Here is a 21,146-nt window from a genome sequence, read left to right on the forward strand (position 1 = left end):
CACCCCGCCCTCCCTTTTCCCAGTTCCCGCGATGATCGGTGAAATCGATATCTTCGGCGTGTTCGTACCGTCCGTGCTGGTGCTGATGTTGATCGCGTATCTGATCAACCTCGGCATTCGCACCGCGCTCGATTACACCGGCTTTTACCGCTTCGTCTGGCATCGCACCATCTTCGATCTCGGCGTCTATGTGCTGGTGCTGGGCCTTGTCGTCGTCGTTTCGCACAGACTAATAACGTGAAAAAAACCTGGTTCTCCGTCGGTCAGATCCTGCTGACCCTGATCGTCGTAGTGGTCGCAGCATTCGTGCTGTGGAAACTCGTCAACTACTACATGTTCGCGCCGTGGACCCGCGACGGGCGCGTACGCGCCGACGTGATCCAGGTCGCGCCCGACGTGTCGGGACTGATTTCGTCGGTCGAGGTCACGGACAACCAGCAGGTCAAGCAGGGCCAGGTGCTGTTCAGGATCGATCAGGCGCGCTACACGCTCGCATTGCGTCAGGCCGAGGCAACGGCGCAGCAGCGCCGCGCGACGCTCGATCAGGCGCGCCGCGAATACGCGCGCAATCGTCAGCTCGGCAACCTCGTCGCCGCCGAAGTACTCGAAGAAAGCCGCTCGCGCGTCGAGGCGGGCGAAGCCGCGCTCGCCGACGCGAACGTCGCGATCGACACCGCGAAGCTGAACCTCGAGCGCTCGACGATCAAAAGCCCGGTAGACGGCTATCTGAACGACCGCGCGCCGCACGTCGGCGAATTCGTCGCGGCCGGTCGCGCGGTGGTCGCGGTGGTCGACATGCATTCGTTCCGCGTCGACGGCTACTTCGAGGAAACCAAGCTGCGCGGCATCGACATCGGCCAGCCGGTCGACATCATCGTGATGGGCGAGCCGAAGCCGCTGCGCGGGCACGTGCAGAGCATCGTCGCCGGTATCGAAGACCGCGACCGCACGCAAAGCGCCAATCTGCTGCCGAACGTGAACCCGGCGTTCAGCTGGGTGCGGCTCGCGCAGCGCATTCCGGTGCGGGTCGCGCTCGATGAAGTGCCCGCTGATTTCCGCCTGATCGCGGGGCGTACCGCGACGGTGTCGGTGCGTGACCTGTCGCCGCTCAGGAGACGAGCCGTGTCGGGCACGGGTGGCGCATCTGGCACGGTCGCCGCTTCGGCTGCGCCGGTGGCGCCGGGTTCATCGGTGGCGTCCGGGTCCGCTGGGTCGGGCACCGCACCGTCGGGCGCGTCGCAATGAAGTTCGTGCGTACCTTGTCCTCGCTGGCGCCGCGCTTGCCGCTGCTGCCACTGCTGCCACTGCTGCCGTTATTGCCGCTCACCGTCGCGTTGAGCGGCTGCATCAACGTCGGGCCGAACTACACGCTGCCGAAACAGGCGCTCGTCAATGCCCCGCTCGCGAACGGCGCGATCGAGGGCGCCGATCCCAAGCTGACGTCAACCCTCAATCTGCCGACCGTCTGGTGGAAGCTGTACGACGATCCGGTGCTGAACGGTCTGGTCGACCAGGCGTTGAAATCGAATACCGACCTGCGCGTCGCGACCGCGAATCTCGCGCGCTCGCGCGAGGTGCTGGGCATAGCGCAAGCGCAGGGCGGTTTTTCGGGCAACGCGTCGGTGGCGATCCAGCGCGCGCAGGAATCGGCCGAGCAATACCTGCTCTTCGAGAAACTGCCGGTCGCCAACCTGGGTGACATGGGCATCAACGTCTCGTACGAAATCGACCTGTTCGGCAAGCTGCGCCGCGGCGTCGAAGCGGCGGCGGCGGACACCGAGGCCGTGGAAGCCGCGGGCGACCTCGCGCGCATCACTGTCGTCGCGGACGTGGTGCGCTCGTACGTCGAACAATGCTCGGCGGCCGAGGAGCTGCGCGTCGCGCAGCAATCGCTCGCGCTACAGAAGGAGCGCGTGGACGTGTCGCGCCGTCTGCGCGACGCGGGACGCGGAAACCAGACCGCGGTCACGAGCGGCCAGACTCAGGTCGAGACTCTGACGGCCGACATTCCGCGCTACACCGCGCGCCGCAAGATCGCACAATACCGGCTCGCGATGCTGCTCGCCGAGGCACCGTCGCAATTGCCGCCGGCCGTGCTCGCCTGCGACCGGCTGCCGCAAATCCACCAGCCGATTCCGATCGGCGACGGCGCCGGGCTGCTGCGGCGACGCCCGGACGTGCACGAAGCCGAGCGTCAGCTCGCGGCGTCGACGGCGCGCATCGGCGTCGCGACCGGGGCGCTCTATCCGAGCATCAGCATTGGCGCATCGGCGGGCTTCACCGGCATTCTGGAAGACATTCCCACCTCGCCGACGGCGCGTTGGGCCTTCGGTCCGCTGATCAGCTGGACCTTCCCGGCCAATGGCGCGCGCCAACGGGTCCACGAAGCCGAAGCGTCGAGCCAGGTCGCGCTCGCGAAGTTCGACGGCGTGGTGCTGACCGCGCTGCGCGAAACCGAGACCAACCTCGCGACCTACGCGTCCGATTACGCGCGCGCCGAATCGCTGCGCGCGGCGCTGAAGTCGGCGGCGCAATCGGCGGATGAAACGCATCGGCTGTATCGCGCCGGGCGCGAGTCGTACATCTCCGATCTCGACGCGACGCGCACGCTGACAGCCGCGAGGTCGCAGCTCGCGGCGGCGGAGGGTCAGGTGGCGATCGATCAGGTCAATCTGTTCCTGTCGCTGGGCGGCGGGTGGGAAGTTGGCGGGCAAAGCACGCCGGGTGAAACGCGGCCGCAGCTGAAGGCAATACCTGTCGCGGCCAAGCCGTCCGCGAAGTCGGGAGCGTCGACGGCCGCAACTGCGAAAGCGCCTTGATCGGCCGTCTTACGATTTATTTTTGACAATCTTTCTTTTTGCTTTCACTTTCGGTTAAATACGTGACACCACTTCACGCTACGAGGTCTCGTATGTCGCCATTCATGCAGGGTGTAGTTACGTTGGGCGGATGCATCGGTATCTTCACCGCAGTGGTTGCGGTGGTCGAAATGTTGGCTAACTGAGCTGGGCGGGCGGCGGACCGAAAGAGCGGCTAGCTGTTCCGCACTTTCGCCGCCGCCTGATGTATCGCCGCCCGTACCCGCGGATACGTGCCGCAACGGCACACCACCGGCGTCATCGCCTCGTCGATGTCGGCATCGGTCGGATCGGGCTTGTGCTTCAGCAACGCGCAAGCGGCCATCAATTGCGCGCTCTGGCAATAGCCGCACTGCACCACATCGAGTTCGATCCACGCGGCCTTCAGCGCCTGCGCCTCGCGTCCCTGCAAACCCTCGATCGTCGTGATCTTCTGCGTATGCAGGCTCGACATCAACGTCTGGCACGCGAAGCACGCGGCATCGTCGAGATTGATCGTGCACGCGCCGCAGATGCCCACGCCGCAGCCGAACTTGGTGCCGGTCATGCCGAGATCGCAGCGCAGCACCCATAGCAGCGGCATGTCCGGATCGGCATCGATCTTCACCTTGCGTCCGTTGATATTCAGTACCGCCATGCTTGCCTCCTGAGTCGCCGCGCTACACCGCAAGCTTTTGCTCATCCACCGTCCGTCATGCAAGCCGCAACGGCAGCGTCCGCAAACGCTGCCCCGTCAGTGCGAACACCGCATTGCCCACCGCCGGCGCGATCGGCGGCACGCCCGGCTCGCCGACACCTTGCGGGTGCAGCTGGCTCGGCATGATGTCGACCTCGATCGCAGGGCACCCGTTCATCCGCACGACCGGAAAGTCCACGAAGTTCTTCTGCTGCACCTGGCCGTTGACGATCGTGATCTCGTTCTGCAACGCGCTCGACAGCCCGAACACGATGCCGCCTTCCATCTGCTGACGGATCAGGTTCGGATTCACCGGCAAGCCGCAATCGATCACGCACACCACCCGATGCACGCGAATCTGCCGGTTCGCGCCGATCGACACCTCCGCGACCTGCGCGACCACGCTGCCGAACGCCTCGTGCAACGCGACGCCACGAGCGCAACGCGCGCCATCGGCGGCGGGTTTTAGCGGACGCCCCCAGTCGGACAACTTCTCGACACGCTTCAGGACCGCCAGATGACGCGGATGCTGCGCGAGCAGCAGCGCGCGAAACGCGATCGGGTCCTGACCGGCCGCGGCGGCGGCTTCGTCGGTGAAGCTCTCGGTGAAGAAGGCCTGATGCGAGTGGCCGACCGAGCGCCAGAAGCCGATCGGCACCGGCAATTCGACTATCTTGTGCGACACGCGCGCGGCCGGCCACTCGTACGCCTGATCGAACGCGCCTTCGCAGGTGGTCTTGTCGATCGGGATGTGCGGCACGCCGTAGTAACGCGCGAGCGCATCCGGCACGATCGCCTGACCCGCCGACTTCGCGTGCCAGGCGACCAGCGTGCCGTGTTCGTCGAAGCCGGCCTGAAGCCATGCCGCGCATGCGGGCCGGTAGAAGTCGTGGGTGAAGTCCTGCGCGCGCGACCAGATGGTTTGCACCGGACGGCCATCGGCCTCGCGCGCGATCGCCGCGGCCTGCGCGACGAAATCGAGTTCGAGGCGCCGGCCGAACGCGCCGCCCAACAACTGCGTCTGTACATCGACGAGATCGACGTCGAGGCCGAGCACTTTCGCCGCATGATGCCGCGCCAGCCGCGGCATCTGCGTCGACACCCAGACGGTCGCTGCGCCGTCCGCGACCTGCACCGTGCAGTTCAGCGGCTCGACCGCGCCATGCGCGAGATACGGTGCGTGATAGACCGCTTCGATCGTGCGCGCCGCGCGACTCATCGCGTTGTCGACGTTGCCGACGCGGTAATACACGTGGCCGTCCGTATGGTCGAGCGCCTCGACGAGGCGGCAGTCCACCGCCGCGCTCGACACCTTCGCGGCTGCGCCGTCATGCCAGCTCACGTTGATCGCCTCGACCGCGCTCATCGCGCGAAACGCGTTGTCCGCGATCACGGCCACGCCGCCGGTGCCGCCCGCGTACGGCGGCACGGCGAACGCCTTGATGAAGCCCCGTATCTTTTGCGCGGGCGTCGCGTCGAAATGCGCGACCGTGCCGCCGAGCGTCGGACACATCACGACGCTTGCATAGACCAAACCGTCGGGCAACACGTCGATGCCGAAGCGCGCCGCACCGTCGATTTTCGACGCGGCTTCGATGCGCCGCACGGGCTGGCCGATCAGCCTGAAGTCGGCCGGCTGCTTCAGGACGACGCTGCGCGGCAGCGGCTGGCGCGCGGCCATCGACGACAACTCACCGAACGTCGCCTTGTGCCCCCACGGGTGCAGCACGTAGCCCTTTTCCGCGCGGCATTCGCGGACCGGCACGTCCCAGCGCTCGGCCGCCGCCTCGATCAGCATCACACGCGCCGACGCGCCGGCCTCGCGCATCGGCGTCCAGAGATCGTTCATGCTCGAGGAGCCGCCCGTCATCATCGTGCCGATCTCACGCACTGCCTTGCTCGTGATCCACACGGTGCCGCGCCGGATGTAGCTGTCGTCGTCGGGGCGAAACGGCAGATCGTCGACGATGCTCTGCACCGCGTTGTAGATCCGGTCGATCGGCGCCTCTTCGACTTTCACCTGCGGCCAGTCGGCGTCGAGCTCCTCGGCGAGCAGCATCGCAAGCCCCGTATGGATGCCCTGCCCCATTTCGGCCTTCGGCACCATGATCGTCACGCGGTTGTCGGCGTCGATCTTGACCCAGCCGTTTAGCCCAACCTGAGTGCCTTGCGTCGGCAGCGGCGTCGACGTCATCAGGCGCTGGCGCGGCGGCACCACGGCCCAGCCGACCAGCAGCCCGCCCAGCACACTGGCGCCGCCAAGCAGAAAGGTTCTGCGCGTCAACATGGCATGGCTCGCTCGGCTGGCTCGATGGTAGGAAAGCGGCGACAGCGCCGATGCACCCTTCTTTGTCTGCGAATAGTAATAAGACGAATCGGCGAGCGTGAGACTTAAATGCGCGCGTGAACCTCGAGCGGCCGTGCGGCGTGGGAAGGCGGGGACTGAAAGCGGCGGGGGAAAGTCGTGGGGTGTTTCATTAACTGCGACCGCGCAGAGGCGGCGGTGTGCCGGCGTAAGTCACCGCCGGCACACCGCGAACCTTGCGCTTGATTCAATCAGGCGATCATGCGACCGGATCAACGGCGGTTCGAACCCGATACCACGTCGATCCACACGGCCAGCACGAGGATGCCGCCCTTCACGATCATCTGCCAGTACGCGTCGACGTCGAGCATGGACATGCCGTTGTCGAGGCTCGCCATGACGAGCGCGCCGATCAGCGCGCCATACACGGTGCCGGAGCCGCCGCGCATCGAGGTGCCGCCGATAAAGCACGCGGCGATCGCGTCGAGTTCGCCCATCGAGCCCGCCGACGGCGAACCGGCCGCGAGCCGCGCCGTGTTGACGATGCCGGCAAACGCGCACATCAGCCCCATCAGCGCGAAGATCGCGAGCTTCACGCGGTCGGTGTTGACACCCGACAGCCGCGTCGCTTCGAGGTTCGAGCCGACCGCGTAGATGCGGCGTCCGAACACGGTCTGCGTCGCGATCCATGTGAAGACGCCGAGCAGCGCGAGCAGCAGCAACACCGGCACCGGAATGCCGCCGTAACTGTCGAGCATCGCGATGAAGCCGGCGAGAATCGCGCCTGCGCCGATCACCTTCGCGACGTCCTGCCAGAACGGCACGACGCGCAACTGATAACGCTGCCGATTGGCTCGCTGGCGGATCGTCAGAAATGCCAGCAGCAGGAACAGCACGACGGCGAGCGTGTCGCCGGCGAGCCGCGGCAGATAGCCCTGGCCGACGAACACGAAGCTGTCCGACACCGGCGCGATCGTCGACCCTCCGGTAATGCCGAGCAGAATGCCGCGATACGCGAGCATGCCGCCGAGCCCGACGATAAACGACGGCACGCGCCGATACGTCGACCACCAGCCGTTGAACACGCCGACCGCGACGCCGAGCAGCAACACGACCGGAATCGTCACGCCGATCGGCCAGTGCCGGTTCACGTCGAGAATCGCCGCAACGCCGCCGAGCAAACCGAGCAGCGAACCGACCGACAGATCGATTTCACCGGCGATGATCACGAACACCATGCCGCACGCGAGCATGCCGGTAATCGACATCTGCCGCAGCAGATTCGACAGGTTGCGCGGCGTGACGAACGCGCCGTGCGTGAGCGCCGAAAAGAAAATCCAGATCACGGCGACGGCGATCAGCAGCGCGAGAATCTTGTAGCGCGCGAACAGTTGCTGGATCCGTTGCGTGCCGCCGAATGCGCCTCGCGGCGCGGCGTTGTCGGTGCGTTGGGAAGTTACTTCGGGAGTCATGCGGCACTCGCTGCGGTTGGGTTCGAAGATAGGTGCACGGGGCGGATCGCGGCGCCGAGAATGTCTTCCTGCGTGAGACCGTCGTTGATGAAGTCGCCGCGCAACTCGCCTTCGCCGATCACGAGCACTCGGTCGCTGATGCCGAGCACTTCCGGCAATTCGGACGACACCATCACGATCGACATGCCGCGCTGCGCCAGCTGGAAGATCAGCTTGTAGATCTCGTATTTGGCGCCGACGTCGACGCCGCGTGTCGGTTCGTCGAGAATCAGCACGGTCGGGTTGGTCAGCAGCATGCGCGTGAGCACGGCCTTCTGCTGATTGCCACCCGACAGACTTGCAATCGATAACATCGGATTCGCGGCGCGCACGGAAAGCCGCTTCATTTCCGTCTGAATCGTGTCGAGTTCGGCCGCGGAATCGATACGCCCGCCCGACGCGAAACGCTGCAACACCGCAAGCGTGATGTTATGGCCGACGCTCATGCCCGGCACGATGCCGTGGCGTTTGCGATCCTCGGGCACCATCGCGATGCCGGCGCGAATCGCGTCGATCGGCGCGCGAATTTTCAGCGGCTTGCCGTCGAGCACGACGTGCGCCTCGCTGATGCCTGCATACGCGCCGAAAACCGCCTGCATCAGTTCGGTGCGGCCCGCGCCGACGAGCCCGGCGACACCGAGAATTTCGCCGCGCCGCAACGAGAACGACACGTCGTCCACGCGCTTGCGGCGCGGATTCGTCACGTCGAAACAGGTCACGTTGCGCGCTTCGAAGATCACGTCGCCGATCGGATGCGGCTCGCGCGGAAACAGGTTCCTGATCTCTCGGCCGACCATCAGCGAGATGATCCGCTCGGTCGTCAGGGCGTGCATCGGCTCGGTCGCGACATGGCGGCCGTCGCGAATCACGCTGATCGTGTCGCAGACGGCCGCGACTTCGTCGAGCTTGTGCGAAATGTACACGCAGGCAATGCCGCGCCGTTTCAGATCGCGCACGATATCGAGCAGAATCGCGATTTCGGAGGCGGTCAGCGACGACGACGGTTCGTCGAGGATCAGCAGCTTCGCGCGCTTGTTCAGCGCCTTCGCGATTTCGATCAGCTGCTGATGGCCGCCCCCGTAGTTCATCACGGGCTGCGCGGCGTTGATGCCGCTGATGCCGAGTTCGCGCAACAGTTCGTCGGCACGCTGATACATCGCCGCGTAGTTCATGCGGCCGCCGGGCAGCGTGATTTCGTTGCCGAGAAAGATGTTTTCCGCGACCGACAACTCCGGCACGAGCATCAGTTCCTGGTGAATGATGATGATGCCCGCGCGTTCGGTGTCGCGTACGCTCGCGGCCTTCAGCGTCTCGCCTTCCCAGGTTATTTCGCCATCCCACGTACCGTGCGGATACACGCCGGACAACACCTTCATCAGCGTCGATTTGCCCGCGCCGTTTTCGCCGCACAGGCCCACGCATTCGCCCGGCGATACGGTCAGATCGATGCCGTCGAGCGCCTTCACGCCGGAAAAAGCTTTGACGATGCCGCGCATCGTCAGAACAGGTTGCGTCATTCGCTATGCCTCGCTGCAAGTTGGGCCAATGTTCGATCACGCTCCCGGGCGCGATGACCCGGGAGCGTGGCGTTCACATAGCCCGTCTCCGTGTTATTTGCTCGCGAGTTGCTCTTGCGTGTAGAAGCCGTCCTTCACGACGGTGTCGAGGTTCGCCTTGGTCAGCTTGGTCGGCTGCAGCAGCACCGTATCGACCTTCTTCTTGCCGTTGTCGTATTGCGCGTTGAACGCCGGCTTGTCACCCTTGGCAAGCGCGACCGACAGCTTCGCCGCTTCGCTCGCGATCAGCTTCAGCGGCTTGTAGACCGTCATCGTCTGCGTGCCGGCCGCCACGCGCTTCACGGCTGCGAGGTCGGCATCCTGACCCGAGATCGGTACCTTGCCTGCGAGGCCCTGCGCGGCGAGCGCCTGGATCGCGCCGCCAGCGGTGCCGTCATTCGACGCGACGACTGCGTCGATCTTGTTGTTGTTCGCGGTCAGCGCGTCTTCCATGATGCGCAGCGCGGTCGATGCGCTCCACTCCGGCACCCACTGCTGGCCGACCACCTTGATGTCACCCTTGTCGATCGCCGGTTGCAGCACCTTCAGCTGGCCCTGGCGCAGCATCTTCGCATTGTTGTCGGTCGGCGCGCCGCCGAGCAGGAAGTAGTTGCCCTTCGGTCGCACGTCATAGACGCCCTGCGCCTGCATCTCGCCGACCTTCTCGTTGTCGAACGAGATATAGGCGTCGATATCGGCGTCGAGAATCAGGCGGTCATACGACACGACCTTGATGCCCGCTTTGCGTGCTTCGGCCACGACGTTGCCGAGCGTCTTCGAGTCGAACGGCACGATCACAATCACGTCGACGCCGCGCGAGATCAGGTTTTCGATCTGCGAGATCTGACGCTCTTCGCTCGCATCGGCCGATTGCACCGACACCTTCGCGCCGAGCTTTTCCGCCGCGGCGACGAAATAGTCGCGATCGCGCGACCAGCGCTCGACGCGCAGATCGTCGATACAGAAGCCGATTTCCGGATGAGCCTTGCTGGCGTGCGCGAGCGGCGCGGCGAGCGACAGGCTGGCGAGTACCGCGCCGCACAACAGCGAACTCAGGACGTTACGACGCATTGCGAATTTCATTGATGTCTCCTTTGTGTAGTGATAGCCGGAATACCGGACGTATCGGTCTGCGCTGCGAGCCGCAGACTCGGACAAGCGACAACCCACAGCTTGCTGGTGCGCGCGGTCGACGTGGCCGCGCGATCTTTATTCAACGTCCGCTATAAATCGCCTGATTTACGATGTTTTCCATGTGTTCCTGTTGCCCGCTCACATGCCGCGGATTCAGATCGCGCGCCAGGGTGTCCGCCGCAAGCGTCGACAGCGAGTAGTCGCCGGACAGGATCTTGCGGCCGAACTCGCCATCCCAGCCCGCGTAGCGTTGCCGCTTGAACTGCTCGAGGCGCTCGTTTTCGACCAGAACCGCGGCGCGTTCGAGGCCTAGCGCGAGGTTGTCGATCGCGCCGACGTGGCCATAAAACAGGTCTTCCGCATCGACACTCTGGCGCCGCACCTTCGCATCGAAGTTCATGCCGCCGCTCGTGAAACCGCCGTGGCGCAGGATTTCGTAGAAGGCCAGCGTGAGTTCCTCGACGCTGTTGGGAAATTGGTCGGTGTCCCAGCCATTTTGCGGATCGCCGCGATTCGCATCGACGCTACCGAAGATGCCGAGCGCAAATGCGGTCGCAATCTCGTGATGGAACGAGTGCCCCGCGAGCGTCGCGTGATTCGCCTCGATGTTGACGCGAATCTCCTTGTCGAGGCCGTGCTGCAGCAGGAAGCCGTGCACGGTCGCGACGTCGTAGTCGTATTGATGCTTGGTGGGCTCCTGCGGCTTCGGCTCGATCAGCAGCGCGCCCTTGAAACCGATCTGGTGCTTGTGTTCGACCACCATGTGCAGGAAGCGCGCGAACTGCTCGCGCTCGCGCACGAGGTCGGTGTTCAGCAGCGTGTCGTAGCCTTCGCGGCCACCCCACAACACGTAGTTTTCACCGCCGAGGCGCAGCGTCGCGTCGAGCGCATGACGCACCTGGGTCGCCGCAAAGGCGAAAACCTCCGGATTCGGATTGGTCGCGGCGCCGGCCGCGTAACGCGGATGCGAAAACAGATTCGCGGTGCCCCACAGCAATTTGACACCGGTATCCTGCTGCTTGCGCGCGAGGTAGTCGGACACGCGCAGGAAGTTCTCGCTGTATTCCTTCACGCTCGCGCCTTCCGGCGCGACGTCGGTATCGTGGAACGTGTAGTACGGCGTGCCGAGCTTCGAGAAGAATTCGAACGCGGCGTCGGCCTTTTGCAGCGCCCGCTCCATTGCGTCGCCGGGTTGCTGCCACGGCCGCCGGAACGCGCCCTGACCGAAGATATCGATGCCGGGCCATACGAAGGTATGCCAGTAGCAGACGGCGATACGCAGATGTTCCTCGAGCGTCTTGCCGAGTACCTTCCTCGTTTTGTCGTAGTGACGGTACGCGAGCGGGTTGTCCGATTGCGGACCTTCGTAACGAATTTCCGGAATGTGTTCGAAGTAGGACATCGGCGTCTCCAATGTATGCTGCGTTGCAACCCACGCGAGAAGCCGCGCAGGCCGACAAAGTGACGCCATGCTGCCGCTTGCACGATGTGCCGGCAATTGCGAAATTGCGCAGCGCGCTTGATGTTTCTTACCGCCCGCGCGTTTGTTTACTGCCGTCGCGCGATTCGGCGCCTAGAATAACCAGACGCTTAAAAACGGGGTTGCTCCCAGGCACCCGACACAATGGAGACAAAGGCGCGTGGTCGATCGATCCACCCGCCGCTCACTGCCATGACCCGTCCACAAGCACCTCAGACAACCCATCGCATCGCGCTGCTGTTCAACGCGAACAAGGTCTACGATCGCGAGATCATCACCGGCATCGGCAACTACCTGCTGTCGACGCGCGTCGCATGGGATCTGTTCCTCGAAGAAGACTTCCGCTGCCGGCTCGCCGGTATCCAGCGCTTCGACGGCGACGGCATCATCGCGGACTTCGACGATCCCGCCGTCGACGAAGCCCTGCGCGACTGTCCACTGCCGGTGGTCGCGGTCGGTTCGTCGTACGAGGACCCGACGCAGTACCCCCCGGATTTACCCTATATCGCGACCGACAACAGCAAGCTCGTGTCGCTCGCGTACACGCACCTGATCGGCGCGGGCCTCGAAAACTTCGCGCTGTACAGCCTGCCGCAGGCGCAGGAAAACCGTTGGGCGCAACAGCGCGAACTCGCCTTCGCGCATCTGCGCAGCGCCAACGGACGCAGCGCGGCGCAGATCGATAGCGAGATCTATCGCGGTCTGTCGACGAGCGCGCCGTCCTGGAACCAGGCCATCGAACAGCTGACCACCTGGCTGCGGCAACTGCCGAAGCCGGTCGGCATCATCGCGGTGACCGACGCGCGTGCACGGCATTTGCTGCAGGCATGTCTGATCGCGGGCATTCCGGTGCCCGAGGAAGTCGCGATCATCGGCATCGACAACGATCCGCTCACGCGGACGCTGACGCGCATTCCGCTGTCGTCGGTGATCCAGGGTACCGAGGAAATGGGCCGTACCGCCGCGCACATCCTGCATCAGATGCTGCACGGCGCGCGCTTTCCGGGGCGCCGCATTCTGGTGCCGCCGGTCGGCATCAACGTGCTCGAATCGACGCGGCATCAGCCGCTCGCGAGTCCTTACGTGATGCGCGCCCGCCATTTCATTCGCCAGTACGCGTGCCAGGGCATCCGCACCGAGCAGGTGGCCGACTATGTGGGCGTATCGCGTTCGTCGCTCGAAGAGTATTTCCGGCGCGAGCGGCAGTGCACCGTGCATCAGGAGATCCTGCGCCACAAGCTCGACGTCGCGAAGTCGCTGCTCGCGAAACGCGATGCGTCGAGCGCGGAAGTCGCGATCCGTTGCGGCTTCACGTCGCTGCAATACATGTACGCGGTATTTCGCCGCGAACTCGGCTGCACGCCGCGCGAATACCAGGAGCGCGTGGGCCCGAAGGCCAAAACCGCTGGCTGAGCGTGCTTTCTATTTTTTCTTCGCACTGACCACATGATCAGCATCGCACAACTCTCTTCCGAGCCGTGGGGCACGCTGCAGGGCGGCGATCGCGTACGGCTTTACACGTTGCGCAACGCGCACGGCATGAAAGTCGCGATCAGCGACCTCGGCGCGACGCTGGTTTCGTGGCACGCACCGGATCGCACCGGACGTCTCGGCGATATTCTGCTCGGTCACGACACGCCCGCCGAATACGTGGCGGCCTCGACCTACATGGGCGGACTGATCGGCCGCTGGGCGAATCGCATTGCGGGCGCGCGCTTTTCGCTCGACGGCATCGAGTACACGCTCGATCGCAACGAAGGTCCGAATCTGCTGCACGGCGGCACGGTCGGTTTTCATCGGGCGTTGTGGGAGGTCGCCGAGGACGACGGCGCGTTGCTGATGCGGCTCGAGTCGCCCGAAGGCGATGCCGGTTTTCCGGGCAACGTGACGGTGCAAGTACGCTATTCGCTCGGCGACGACGGCACGCTGACGATCGGCTACGAAGCGATCACCGACGCGCCGACGCCGCTCAATCTGACGAGCCATCCGTACTTCAACCTGACCGGGCGCGCGGGCACCGACATTCGCGGCCACGTGCTGTCGATCGACGCCGAGCGCTTTTTCGAAGTCGACGCGACGATGATTCCGTGCAAGCTCGCCGACGTCGCGGGCAACGCATTCGACTTCCGGCAGAGCGCGCCGATCGGCGGCCGGCTCGACTGGCCGCACGCGCAACTCGCGCGCGCCGGCGGCTTCGATCATTGCTATGTGCTGCGCGAGACGCCGGCAAACGCGATGCAGGGCAACGACGGCCACGCGCCGCCGCTGCGCGAAGTCGCCTGTGCATACGATCCGGGCAGCGGACGCGAACTGACCGTCGCGACCGATCAGCGGGGCTTGCAGTTTTACACGGGCAACGCGTTGAACGGCAACCCGGGACGCGGCGGTGTCCGCTATCAACGGCACGCCGGCTTGTGCCTCGAGGCGGGCGGTTTCCCGAACGAGGTCAATATGACCGGGCAGAACGAAGTGATCGTGCGACCCGGAGATACTTATCGGCAAATCACGAGTTATCGCGTCGATGTGCGCAAAGGTGTGTGACCAGATTGACGGCCGCTTTTGCGCTGTTTTACGAGAACCCGCAACGGCGAGATTACAGCTCGCCGACTACCCGTTCTTTGCAATACTGAATTAGTCGGCTAGTGGTTTTCCCCAAGTTCACCCCCCTCTAGACTGCGCTTATGGCACCGGTATCGCTGCGGTGCCGGATAGACAACTACGGAGGGAAACATCATGAAATCGCTTATCCAGGCAGTTGCGCTTACGGCCCTGATCGCTGCGCCGGTCGCGTCGTTCGCGCAATCGGAACAGCCGATCACGCGGGCCGAAGTCAAGGCAGAGGTGCAGCAACTCGAACAGATTGGCTATAACCCGGCCATCGTGCTCGATGCCCAGTATCCCGCGGACATCCAGGCGGCCGAGGCACGCGTCTCCGCGATGAAGGCGAAGGGCCAAGGCGACACGTCCGGCTATGGGTCGTCGATGGGCGGATCATCGCAAGCGGGCCATCATCCGATGTGGGTCAATCCGGACGGTCAGTGACGAGTCGCGAACGTATAGCGAATGTCCGTAGCGAGGAAAGATTCTCGAGTTGACGGCCCTTTCCCCTCTTTGCGGTTTTCGCCGGTTTCGAACCGATATGAAGCGGGCGCATGTTTTCAAGGCATGCGCCCGCTCTTTACGTTTATGCGGCACTAACAACGTACCGCCAATTCTGACGCCGCGGCAGATTCACCCAGCCCGTGCCTGCGGGCATTCCGCCTGATACCAGGTGTCCACCTGCCTCTGCGCACGCTCGAGACTCGCCGGATAGTCAGGATCAAAGCGTCGTTCAGGGTGGTAGCCCGCTTGCCGCAGCGCTGTCAGTTCGCTCATGCTCCGCTGGTGCGTGGCCGGTGCCTTGTTCCTGAGGTCGGTCAGATCGCGGCATTGCGTTGCACTCAGATGCGTTTGCGCGCCGCCATTCCCGCCGCCAGCGGCGCAGCCAACGAGCGTGAGCACCAACACGGCAGGGATCGACCGCATCTGGGTCGCGATGTTCATGTTGTGCCTCCTTTGGGGAAATGACCTCAGTCGCGAATGCCGTCTTCCCACGCGGCCCTTCGCATCTCTGAACCGGCTTCTTTGCCTGTCGTCATTTTGAATGATTGGAAACGTCTGTGAAAGTCGCCACCCATTTCATCAACCACGGTTTCGATACGGACATAGACTTTCCCCTGGTGAATGCCGATTCGCCTGCGCAACAGTTGGCGCGGCGTTTTCCCTTCAACGAGGGAGCCGCTCCCTCACACCAAGGAGACATGCGATGCCCCGCACCGCCGCTGAAAAACGCGCCGCTTTCCGCGCGCTGCACTCGTCTGGCTGTTTCGTGCTGCCCAATCCGTGGGACGCGGGCAGCGCCCGTTATCTGCATACGCTCGGCTTCAAGGCGCTCGCGACGACGAGTTCCGGTTTTGCGTGGTCGACCGGACATGCGGACAACACATTGCCGCGCGAAACGATCCTCGCGCACCTGCGCGCAATCGTCGACGCGACCGATCTGCCGGTCAACGCCGACTTCGAAAACGGCTTCGGCCGCGACCCGGAAGAAGTCGCCGAGAGCGTGACGCTCGCGGTGGAAACGGGCGTCGCGGGTCTGTCGATCGAGGACTCGACCGGCAACCCCGCCGCGCCGTTGTTTCCGGTCGACGTCGCCGTGCAGCGGCTCGGCGCGGCCCGCCGTGCGATCGATCAGAACGGCGGCGACACGCTGCTCGTCGGCCGCGCGGAGAATTTCTTCGCCGGCAAGCCCGATCTCGACGATGCCATTGCGCGTCTGAAGGCCTATGCGGCGGCGGGCGCCGACTGCCTGTATGCGCCCGGCATCCAGACGCGCGAGCAGATCGAAGCGGTGGTCGCGGCCGTCGCGCCGAAGCCCGTCAATCTGCTGATCGGCTCGACATCGACCCTGACGTTGCAGGACGTGGCCGCGCTCGGCGTGCGGCGGATCAGCGTCGGCGGCGGGCTCGCGCGCGCGGCGTGGGGTGGCTTCATGCACGCCGCTCAGGCGCTGGCCGATGGCCGCTTCGACTTCACCGGCGCGACGGCGGGCACGCAGCTCAATGAGCTTTTCAATCGCAGCGCGTGAAAAACGCCGCGCAAAGGACGCCTCATCAACGTGAGATCGCCACGCTGCGTCGAACTCACCGGAAAAGCCGCGACGTTTCCGATGAGAAAAGCGCACGAACGCCTGAATCGGCGCATAAAGGCCCCGGCCACGCCAAATGTTATGATCGGAAACATTATTCGCCCGATCAAGCGCATACCTGACCAGCGGCAAGCCTCATGGACACCCACCTCACCAAATCCGCCGACACGTCCTCCACCGATCTCGGCCGGCGCGTGCGCGCCGCCCGTCAAGCGCAGGATCTGACGCTCGAAACCGCGAGCCGCCTGTGCGGTGTCTCGCGCTCGACGCTGTCGAAGGTCGAAAACGGCCTGATGTCCCCCACGTTCGACGTGCTGCAAAAAATCGTGCTGGGCCTGAAGATCGAAATTGGCGAACTGTTCGGCTCGACGCCGAAAGTCAGCGCGAGCGGCCGGCGCGCGCTGACGCGCAAGAACGAAGGCCAGCGCCACGCTTATCGCGGCTATCAGATGGAGTTGCTCGCCACCGACCTGGCGCACAAGGCGATGCTGCCGTTTCGCATCCGCATCTCGGCGCACACGCTCGATGCATTCGACGACTGGGGCCGCCACGAAGGCGAGGAGTTTCTGTACGTGATCAGCGGCAGCGTGTGCCTCTATTCGGAGCTGTACGCGCCGACACATCTGAACACGGGCGACAGCCTCTACTTCGACAGCCGCACGGGTCACGCGGCGGTGTCGACCAGCGAGGAAGACGCCGAAGTGTTGTGGATGGCGACCAATGCGGACCTTCCGCATACACCGCCTGCCGCGAACGAGTCAGCGAAGAAATAAAATAGCGCGCCCTGCACTCAGCGCGCACTCAGCGCGCCGCCAGCGCCCGTTGCGCGAGTTGCGCAATATGCAGTGCGTGTCGCCCCGTGCCGTGCTCGATCTGCTCGCGACAACTGAAGCCGTTGGTCAGCACGATCGTTTCCGCATTCGCCGCCATAGCTTCGCGCACGGCCTCAAACATGTCCTCGCCGATCTTTTCCGACAACGCGTGATGCTCGGTGTTGAAGCCGAACGATCCCGCCATCCCGCAGCAGCCGGTATCGAGCAGCTTCCATTTGACGCCGAGCTTGTTCAGCAACGCCGTGTCGCCCTGCATGCCGAATAGCGCCTTCTGATGACAATGGCCATGCACGATCACATCGGCCGCGAGCGTCGGCCACTCGAACGGCTGACGCGCGACGAAATCGGCAAACAGATATGTTTGCGCGGACAGCTTCTTCGCCAACGCATGATCGGGGAGTTGCTTCAGCAACTCGTCCTTGAACACCGATAGACAGCCAGGTTCCAGACCGACCAGCGGCACGCCGGCGGCGATGTCGTCCGCGAGGTCGTCGACGATATGCGTGAGCAGCTCGCGCGCGCGTTCGAGCAGGCCGAAGTCGTACAGCGGACGCCCGCAACACAAACGTTTCTTCGGCAATACGACGTGCCAGCCGAGTTGCGTGAGCACCTCAGCGGCGGCCTGCGCGATCTCGGGCGTGAAGTGCTCGTTGAATGTATCGACCCACAGGATCACCTTCTTTGCGTCGCCGCCGAGCGCATCAATCGCGGATGCTTGCGACGACGCACTCCGTCTATAAGTTGCAGCGGCGAACCGCGGCAACGCACGCGTCTGCGCCACGCCCGCGATCCATTTGCCGAGCGCGGACAAACCGGGCGCCGTCGTCAGAAAGTTCGTCACGTGCGGAAAACGTGCGGCCCACGGTGCCCATTCGCCGATTCGTCCCATGAACAGCGCCTGACGCGGCCGACGATTGTTCTCATAGTAGTGGGAAAGGAACTCCGCCTTGTACGACGCCATGTCCGTATGCGTCGGGCAATCGGACTTGCAGCCCTTGCATGCGAGGCAGGTATCGAGCGCTTCTTTCACTTCGCGGCTGTTCCAGCCGTCGGCGATCACGTCGCCTTGCAGCATTTCCCAGAACAGATGCGCACGCCCGCGCGTCGAGTACTTTTCCTCGCGCGTGCCGCGATAGCTCGGACACATCGTGCCGCCTTCGAGCGAGCGGCATTTGCCCATGCCGATGCAGCGTTCGATCGCACGCTGAAAGCCGTCGCCTTCCTGGCTCGCGAACGCGAGCTTCGTATGCAGCGTCACCGGCTTGTACGCAGGGCCCATGCGCAGGTTTTCGTCGGCGCGGTATGCATGCACGACTTTGCCCGGATTCAGACGATTCGCCGGGTCCCAGATCGCCTTGAACTGCTCCATCGCCTGCATCAGCTCGGGGCCGTACATGATCGGCAGAAACTCGGCCTTCGCCTGGCCATCGCCGTGTTCGCCCGACAGCGAGCCGCCGAATTCGACCACCAGTTCCGCCGCTTCGCGCAAGAACCCGCGCCACGTCGCGATACCTTCCGCGCTGCGCAGATCGAATGTGATGCGCGCGTGCACGCAGCCGTCGCCGAAATGGCCGTACAGGCTCGTCTCGTAGCCATGGCGATCGACGAGCGCCTGAAACGCGCGCAGATAATCGCCGAGCCGCAGCGGATCGACCGCCGCGTCTTCCCAGCCGACGACCGGATCGGGCTTGTCGCGATCCACTGACAAGGCGACCGCCGACGCCCCCGTCTCGCGAATCGACCACACTTTCGCCTGCAAGGCGCGATCTTCGACGAGCATCGTCGAGATTTGCGGCCCGGCCGCGCCCGATTGGAAATACGCGGCCGCGTCGCGTGCCTGTTGCAGCACCTCGTCCTGTGTGTCCGCGCCGAATTCGAGCACGACCCACGCATCGCCTTCGGGCAGCAGTGCGATCTCGTCCTTCTTCAGGCCGCGCGCCTGCAAGCCGCGAATGATCGCGCGGTCGAGTCCCTCGACCGCGATCGGCCCGCAGCGCATGAAATGCGGCACCGCGTCCGCCGCCGTATAGATGTCGGTGAAGCCGACCACGACGATCACGCGCCTGGCCGGACTCTTCACGAGCCTCACTTTCGCCTGCAACGTGACCGCGCACGTGCCTTCGCTACCGACGAGCGCACGCGCGACGTTGAAGCCGTTTTCCGGCAGCAGTTGATCGAGATTGAAGCCCGACACGCGCCGCTTGATCTGCGGGAATTTCGCGCGAATCCGTTCGGCGTAGGTGTCGCGCAGTTGCTTGAGCGCCGCGTAGATTTCGCCTTGTCGGCCACCCGCCGCGATGATGCGTTCGAGTTCTTCCCCGGAGGTCGGGCCGACCCAGAAACGCGCGCCGTCGAAGGTCGCGATTTCGAGCGCTTCGATGTTCTCGACGGTCTTACCGGCCATCACCGAATGCGCGCCGCACGAGTTGTTCGCGATCATGCCGCCGAGCGTGCAGCGGCTATGCGTGGCGGGATCGGGTGCGAACGTGAGGCCGTGCTGTTCGGCGGCATCGCGCAAGGAGTCGCACACCACGCCCGGCTCGACGACCGCGACGCCCGCGAGCGGATCGATCGAGACGACGCGGTTCAGATACTTGCTCGCGTCGGCCACGACCGCGACGTTCACGCATTGGCCGTTCTGCGACGTGCCGCCACCGCGCGCGAGAAACGGCACGTCGTTGCGACGGCATGCGGCGAGCGTTGCGAGCAGATCGTCGATATCGGCCGGCACCACGACACCGAGCGGGACTTGCCGATAGTTCGACGCGTCCGATGCGTACAATGCTTTGGAACCCTGATCGAATCGCACCTCGCCGCGCACGTGCTGGCGCAGGTCGCTTTCGAGCGCCTGCAATAGCTCCGCGCTGGCCGAGAAAGGCGTGGCGACACGCGGTTCATTCAAAGCGCCCCGCTGCGCGCCAACCCGCCGCTCTTCATCCAATGACAATGACGTCCCCACTGCGCACCTCGTCTGCGATGCCGGCGCTCGCGCCGCCGTAAGCGCTCAGGCCGCCTGGCTCGCGGTCATCCGGAAGATGCCCTGTGCGTTGCCCGCGTCGAAACGCAGGTCCGTTTCCCAGCGGCGCGCGTCCTGATCGAAACTGCGCTTGCGCGTAATGAATTCGTAGAACGAGCCCGGCACGCCGCGCGTGACGACGCTGCCGTCGGCCGCGCAAAATTCACGCTGCACGACATCCGCGCGATACGCGGTCTGGAACACGCGGCCGGAACGCGAATGCTCGACTTCGGGCTTCATCGGCCGACCCTTCGCCTTCTGTTCGTCCGACAGCTTGAAGACGTCCGCGACGCGATCGGTCGCGTGATTGAACGCGTTACCTTCGGTCGCGATCCACGCCATCTCCGCCGATTCCTTCAACAATACTTCGTAATCGGCTTCGCGTGGCATGTCGTGCTGACGCGCGAACGCACCGACGATCACCGGTAGCAACTCCTGCGCCGCATCGAGCGGCAGCACGCCATCGCGTTCGAGTTCCCACAAGAGGCCATGGGCGCGCGGCGTCAACGGATCGCGCGAGGCACCGATCACGTTCGTCACCGCCTGCTGGAACGCCGCGGAAAAACGCTCCGGGTGCAGTTCGCTGACGAAGAACTGCGCGATCTCGTCGGCGGCGTCCTCATGCGCCCACGCGCGGCCTGTCATGCCGAGACGATCGAGCGGGTAACGGCCGTTGATCCGAAAGCCGAGCGGCCGCAGGATGCGCGCGAACGCGGCCTCGCCGGGCGGCAGCGCGCCGCTGTGCGGCCAGCGCACGGTGCGCAGCGCGCCATGATCGAAGTACACGCTGCCGCCGGCGGCGACGGTTTCCTCCGTATAGCGGCGGCCGTTTTCCGAGCGCGCGAGCAGATCGTCGAACAGCGCCATGTTCATCGCCTGTGCGAGTTCGGCGCGCGTGACGCTGCCGCTTTCCCACTCGGTCAACACACGCGGATGATTCAGCGTCGCAAAAAGGCGCGCGGCTTTCTCCGCGCCCAGCAGCTTCACCAGTAGTTGTTCGACGTTCGCATTCTTCAGGTTTCGCATCCGGCTTCTCCACGCTATACGTTGAGCGCTGCACGAGCGCCTCATAACGGGCGAAATTATTCAA

The 21,146-nt window shown here is 64.5% G+C and carries 17 protein-coding genes; 8 read left to right on the forward strand and 9 right to left on the reverse strand.

From position 1 onward, the window contains the following. Positions 1 to 31 precede the first annotated feature (31 nt). Genes F6X40_RS18940 through F6X40_RS18950 form a run of 3 tightly spaced genes read left to right on the forward strand, consistent with a single transcriptional unit; the run spans position 32 to position 2,819 of the window. Complete coding sequence (locus F6X40_RS18940) at positions 32 to 241, forward strand: DUF1656 domain-containing protein (protein WP_184011511.1); 210 nt, start codon at positions 32 to 34, stop codon at positions 239 to 241. Further along, positions 238 to 1,245, forward strand: coding sequence for an HlyD family secretion protein (locus F6X40_RS18945; protein WP_184072150.1), 1,008 nt, complete (start codon positions 238 to 240; stop codon positions 1,243 to 1,245). The genes F6X40_RS18940 and F6X40_RS18945 overlap by 4 nt, the downstream gene beginning before the upstream one ends. Continuing rightward, complete coding sequence (locus tag F6X40_RS18950) at positions 1,242 to 2,819, forward strand: efflux transporter outer membrane subunit (RefSeq protein WP_187628831.1); 1,578 nt, start codon at positions 1,242 to 1,244, stop codon at positions 2,817 to 2,819. Before F6X40_RS18945 ends, F6X40_RS18950 begins: the two co-directional genes overlap by 4 nt. 214 nt (positions 2,820 to 3,033) lie before the next feature. On the opposite strand, the gene F6X40_RS18955 is transcribed toward F6X40_RS18950, so the two are convergent. The 6 genes from F6X40_RS18955 to xylA form a co-directional block, all read right to left on the reverse strand. After that, on the reverse strand, positions 3,034 to 3,495 hold the full coding sequence (locus F6X40_RS18955; RefSeq protein WP_184072152.1) for a (2Fe-2S)-binding protein: 462 nt from the start codon (positions 3,493 to 3,495) through the stop codon (positions 3,034 to 3,036). Positions 3,496 to 3,550: 55 nt separating this feature from the next. Beyond that, positions 3,551 to 5,821 carry a xanthine dehydrogenase family protein molybdopterin-binding subunit gene (locus tag F6X40_RS18960; RefSeq protein WP_187628832.1) on the reverse strand — a complete coding sequence of 757 codons (2,271 nt, stop codon included), beginning with the start codon at positions 5,819 to 5,821 and terminating at the stop codon, positions 3,551 to 3,553. A 290-nt stretch (positions 5,822 to 6,111) separates the two neighbouring features. Continuing rightward, positions 6,112 to 7,311, reverse strand: coding sequence for a sugar ABC transporter permease (locus F6X40_RS18965; RefSeq protein WP_187628833.1), 1,200 nt, complete (start codon positions 7,309 to 7,311; stop codon positions 6,112 to 6,114). Then, the gene (gene xylG / locus F6X40_RS18970; RefSeq protein ID WP_187628834.1) at positions 7,308 to 8,867 is read right to left on the reverse strand and encodes a D-xylose ABC transporter ATP-binding protein; all 1,560 of its coding nucleotides are present in this window, start codon (positions 8,865 to 8,867) and stop codon (positions 7,308 to 7,310) included. The genes F6X40_RS18965 and xylG overlap by 4 nt, the downstream gene beginning before the upstream one ends. Before the next feature lie 93 nt (positions 8,868 to 8,960). Continuing rightward, positions 8,961 to 9,989 (reverse strand): D-xylose ABC transporter substrate-binding protein, encoded by a 1,029-nt coding sequence (gene xylF / locus F6X40_RS18975; RefSeq protein ID WP_187628835.1) that lies wholly within the window; start codon positions 9,987 to 9,989, stop codon positions 8,961 to 8,963. A 130-nt stretch (positions 9,990 to 10,119) separates the two neighbouring features. Further along, positions 10,120 to 11,442: a xylose isomerase gene (xylA, locus tag F6X40_RS18980; RefSeq protein WP_184036307.1), complete on the reverse strand. Its 1,323-nt coding sequence runs from the start codon at positions 11,440 to 11,442 to the stop codon at positions 10,120 to 10,122. Positions 11,443 to 11,712: 270 nt separating this feature from the next. Between xylA and F6X40_RS18985 the strand changes: the two genes are divergently transcribed. The 3 genes from F6X40_RS18985 (at position 11,713) to F6X40_RS18995 (ending at position 14,562) form a co-directional block, all read left to right on the forward strand. After that, entirely contained in the window at positions 11,713 to 12,933 is a 1,221-nt protein-coding gene (locus tag F6X40_RS18985; protein ID WP_187628836.1) for a XylR family transcriptional regulator, read from the forward strand. Positions 12,934 to 12,966: 33 nt separating this feature from the next. Then, complete coding sequence (locus F6X40_RS18990; protein WP_187628837.1) at positions 12,967 to 14,061, forward strand: aldose epimerase family protein; 1,095 nt, start codon at positions 12,967 to 12,969, stop codon at positions 14,059 to 14,061. A gap of 192 nt (positions 14,062 to 14,253) precedes the next feature. Then, complete coding sequence (locus F6X40_RS18995) at positions 14,254 to 14,562, forward strand: DUF4148 domain-containing protein (RefSeq protein WP_184072160.1); 309 nt, start codon at positions 14,254 to 14,256, stop codon at positions 14,560 to 14,562. A gap of 189 nt (positions 14,563 to 14,751) precedes the next feature. On the opposite strand, the gene F6X40_RS19000 is transcribed toward F6X40_RS18995, so the two are convergent. Further along, positions 14,752 to 15,063, reverse strand: a complete 312-nt coding sequence (locus tag F6X40_RS19000) for a hypothetical protein (RefSeq protein WP_187628838.1) — start codon at positions 15,061 to 15,063, stop codon at positions 14,752 to 14,754. Positions 15,064 to 15,325: 262 nt separating this feature from the next. On the opposite strand from F6X40_RS19000, the gene F6X40_RS19005 reads away from it, so the two are divergent. Beyond that, positions 15,326 to 16,147 carry an oxaloacetate decarboxylase gene (locus F6X40_RS19005; RefSeq protein WP_187628839.1) on the forward strand — a complete coding sequence of 274 codons (822 nt, stop codon included), beginning with the start codon at positions 15,326 to 15,328 and terminating at the stop codon, positions 16,145 to 16,147. A 197-nt stretch (positions 16,148 to 16,344) separates the two neighbouring features. Then, positions 16,345 to 16,980, forward strand: a complete 636-nt coding sequence (locus F6X40_RS19010) for a helix-turn-helix domain-containing protein (protein WP_090808454.1) — start codon at positions 16,345 to 16,347, stop codon at positions 16,978 to 16,980. Between the two features lie 28 nt (positions 16,981 to 17,008). On the opposite strand, the gene F6X40_RS19015 is transcribed toward F6X40_RS19010, so the two are convergent. Together F6X40_RS19015 and F6X40_RS19020 are read right to left on the reverse strand one after the other, a co-directional pair. Beyond that, positions 17,009 to 19,981, reverse strand: coding sequence for an FAD-binding and (Fe-S)-binding domain-containing protein (locus tag F6X40_RS19015; protein WP_187628896.1), 2,973 nt, complete (start codon positions 19,979 to 19,981; stop codon positions 17,009 to 17,011). A 63-nt stretch (positions 19,982 to 20,044) separates the two neighbouring features. Beyond that, the gene (locus F6X40_RS19020; RefSeq protein ID WP_187628840.1) at positions 20,045 to 21,082 is read right to left on the reverse strand and encodes a DUF1338 domain-containing protein; all 1,038 of its coding nucleotides are present in this window, start codon (positions 21,080 to 21,082) and stop codon (positions 20,045 to 20,047) included. Positions 21,083 to 21,146 lie beyond the last annotated feature (64 nt).

Source organism: Paraburkholderia sp. UCT31 (assembly GCF_014397655.1).
Classification (GTDB): domain Bacteria; phylum Pseudomonadota; class Gammaproteobacteria; order Burkholderiales; family Burkholderiaceae; genus Paraburkholderia; species Paraburkholderia tuberum.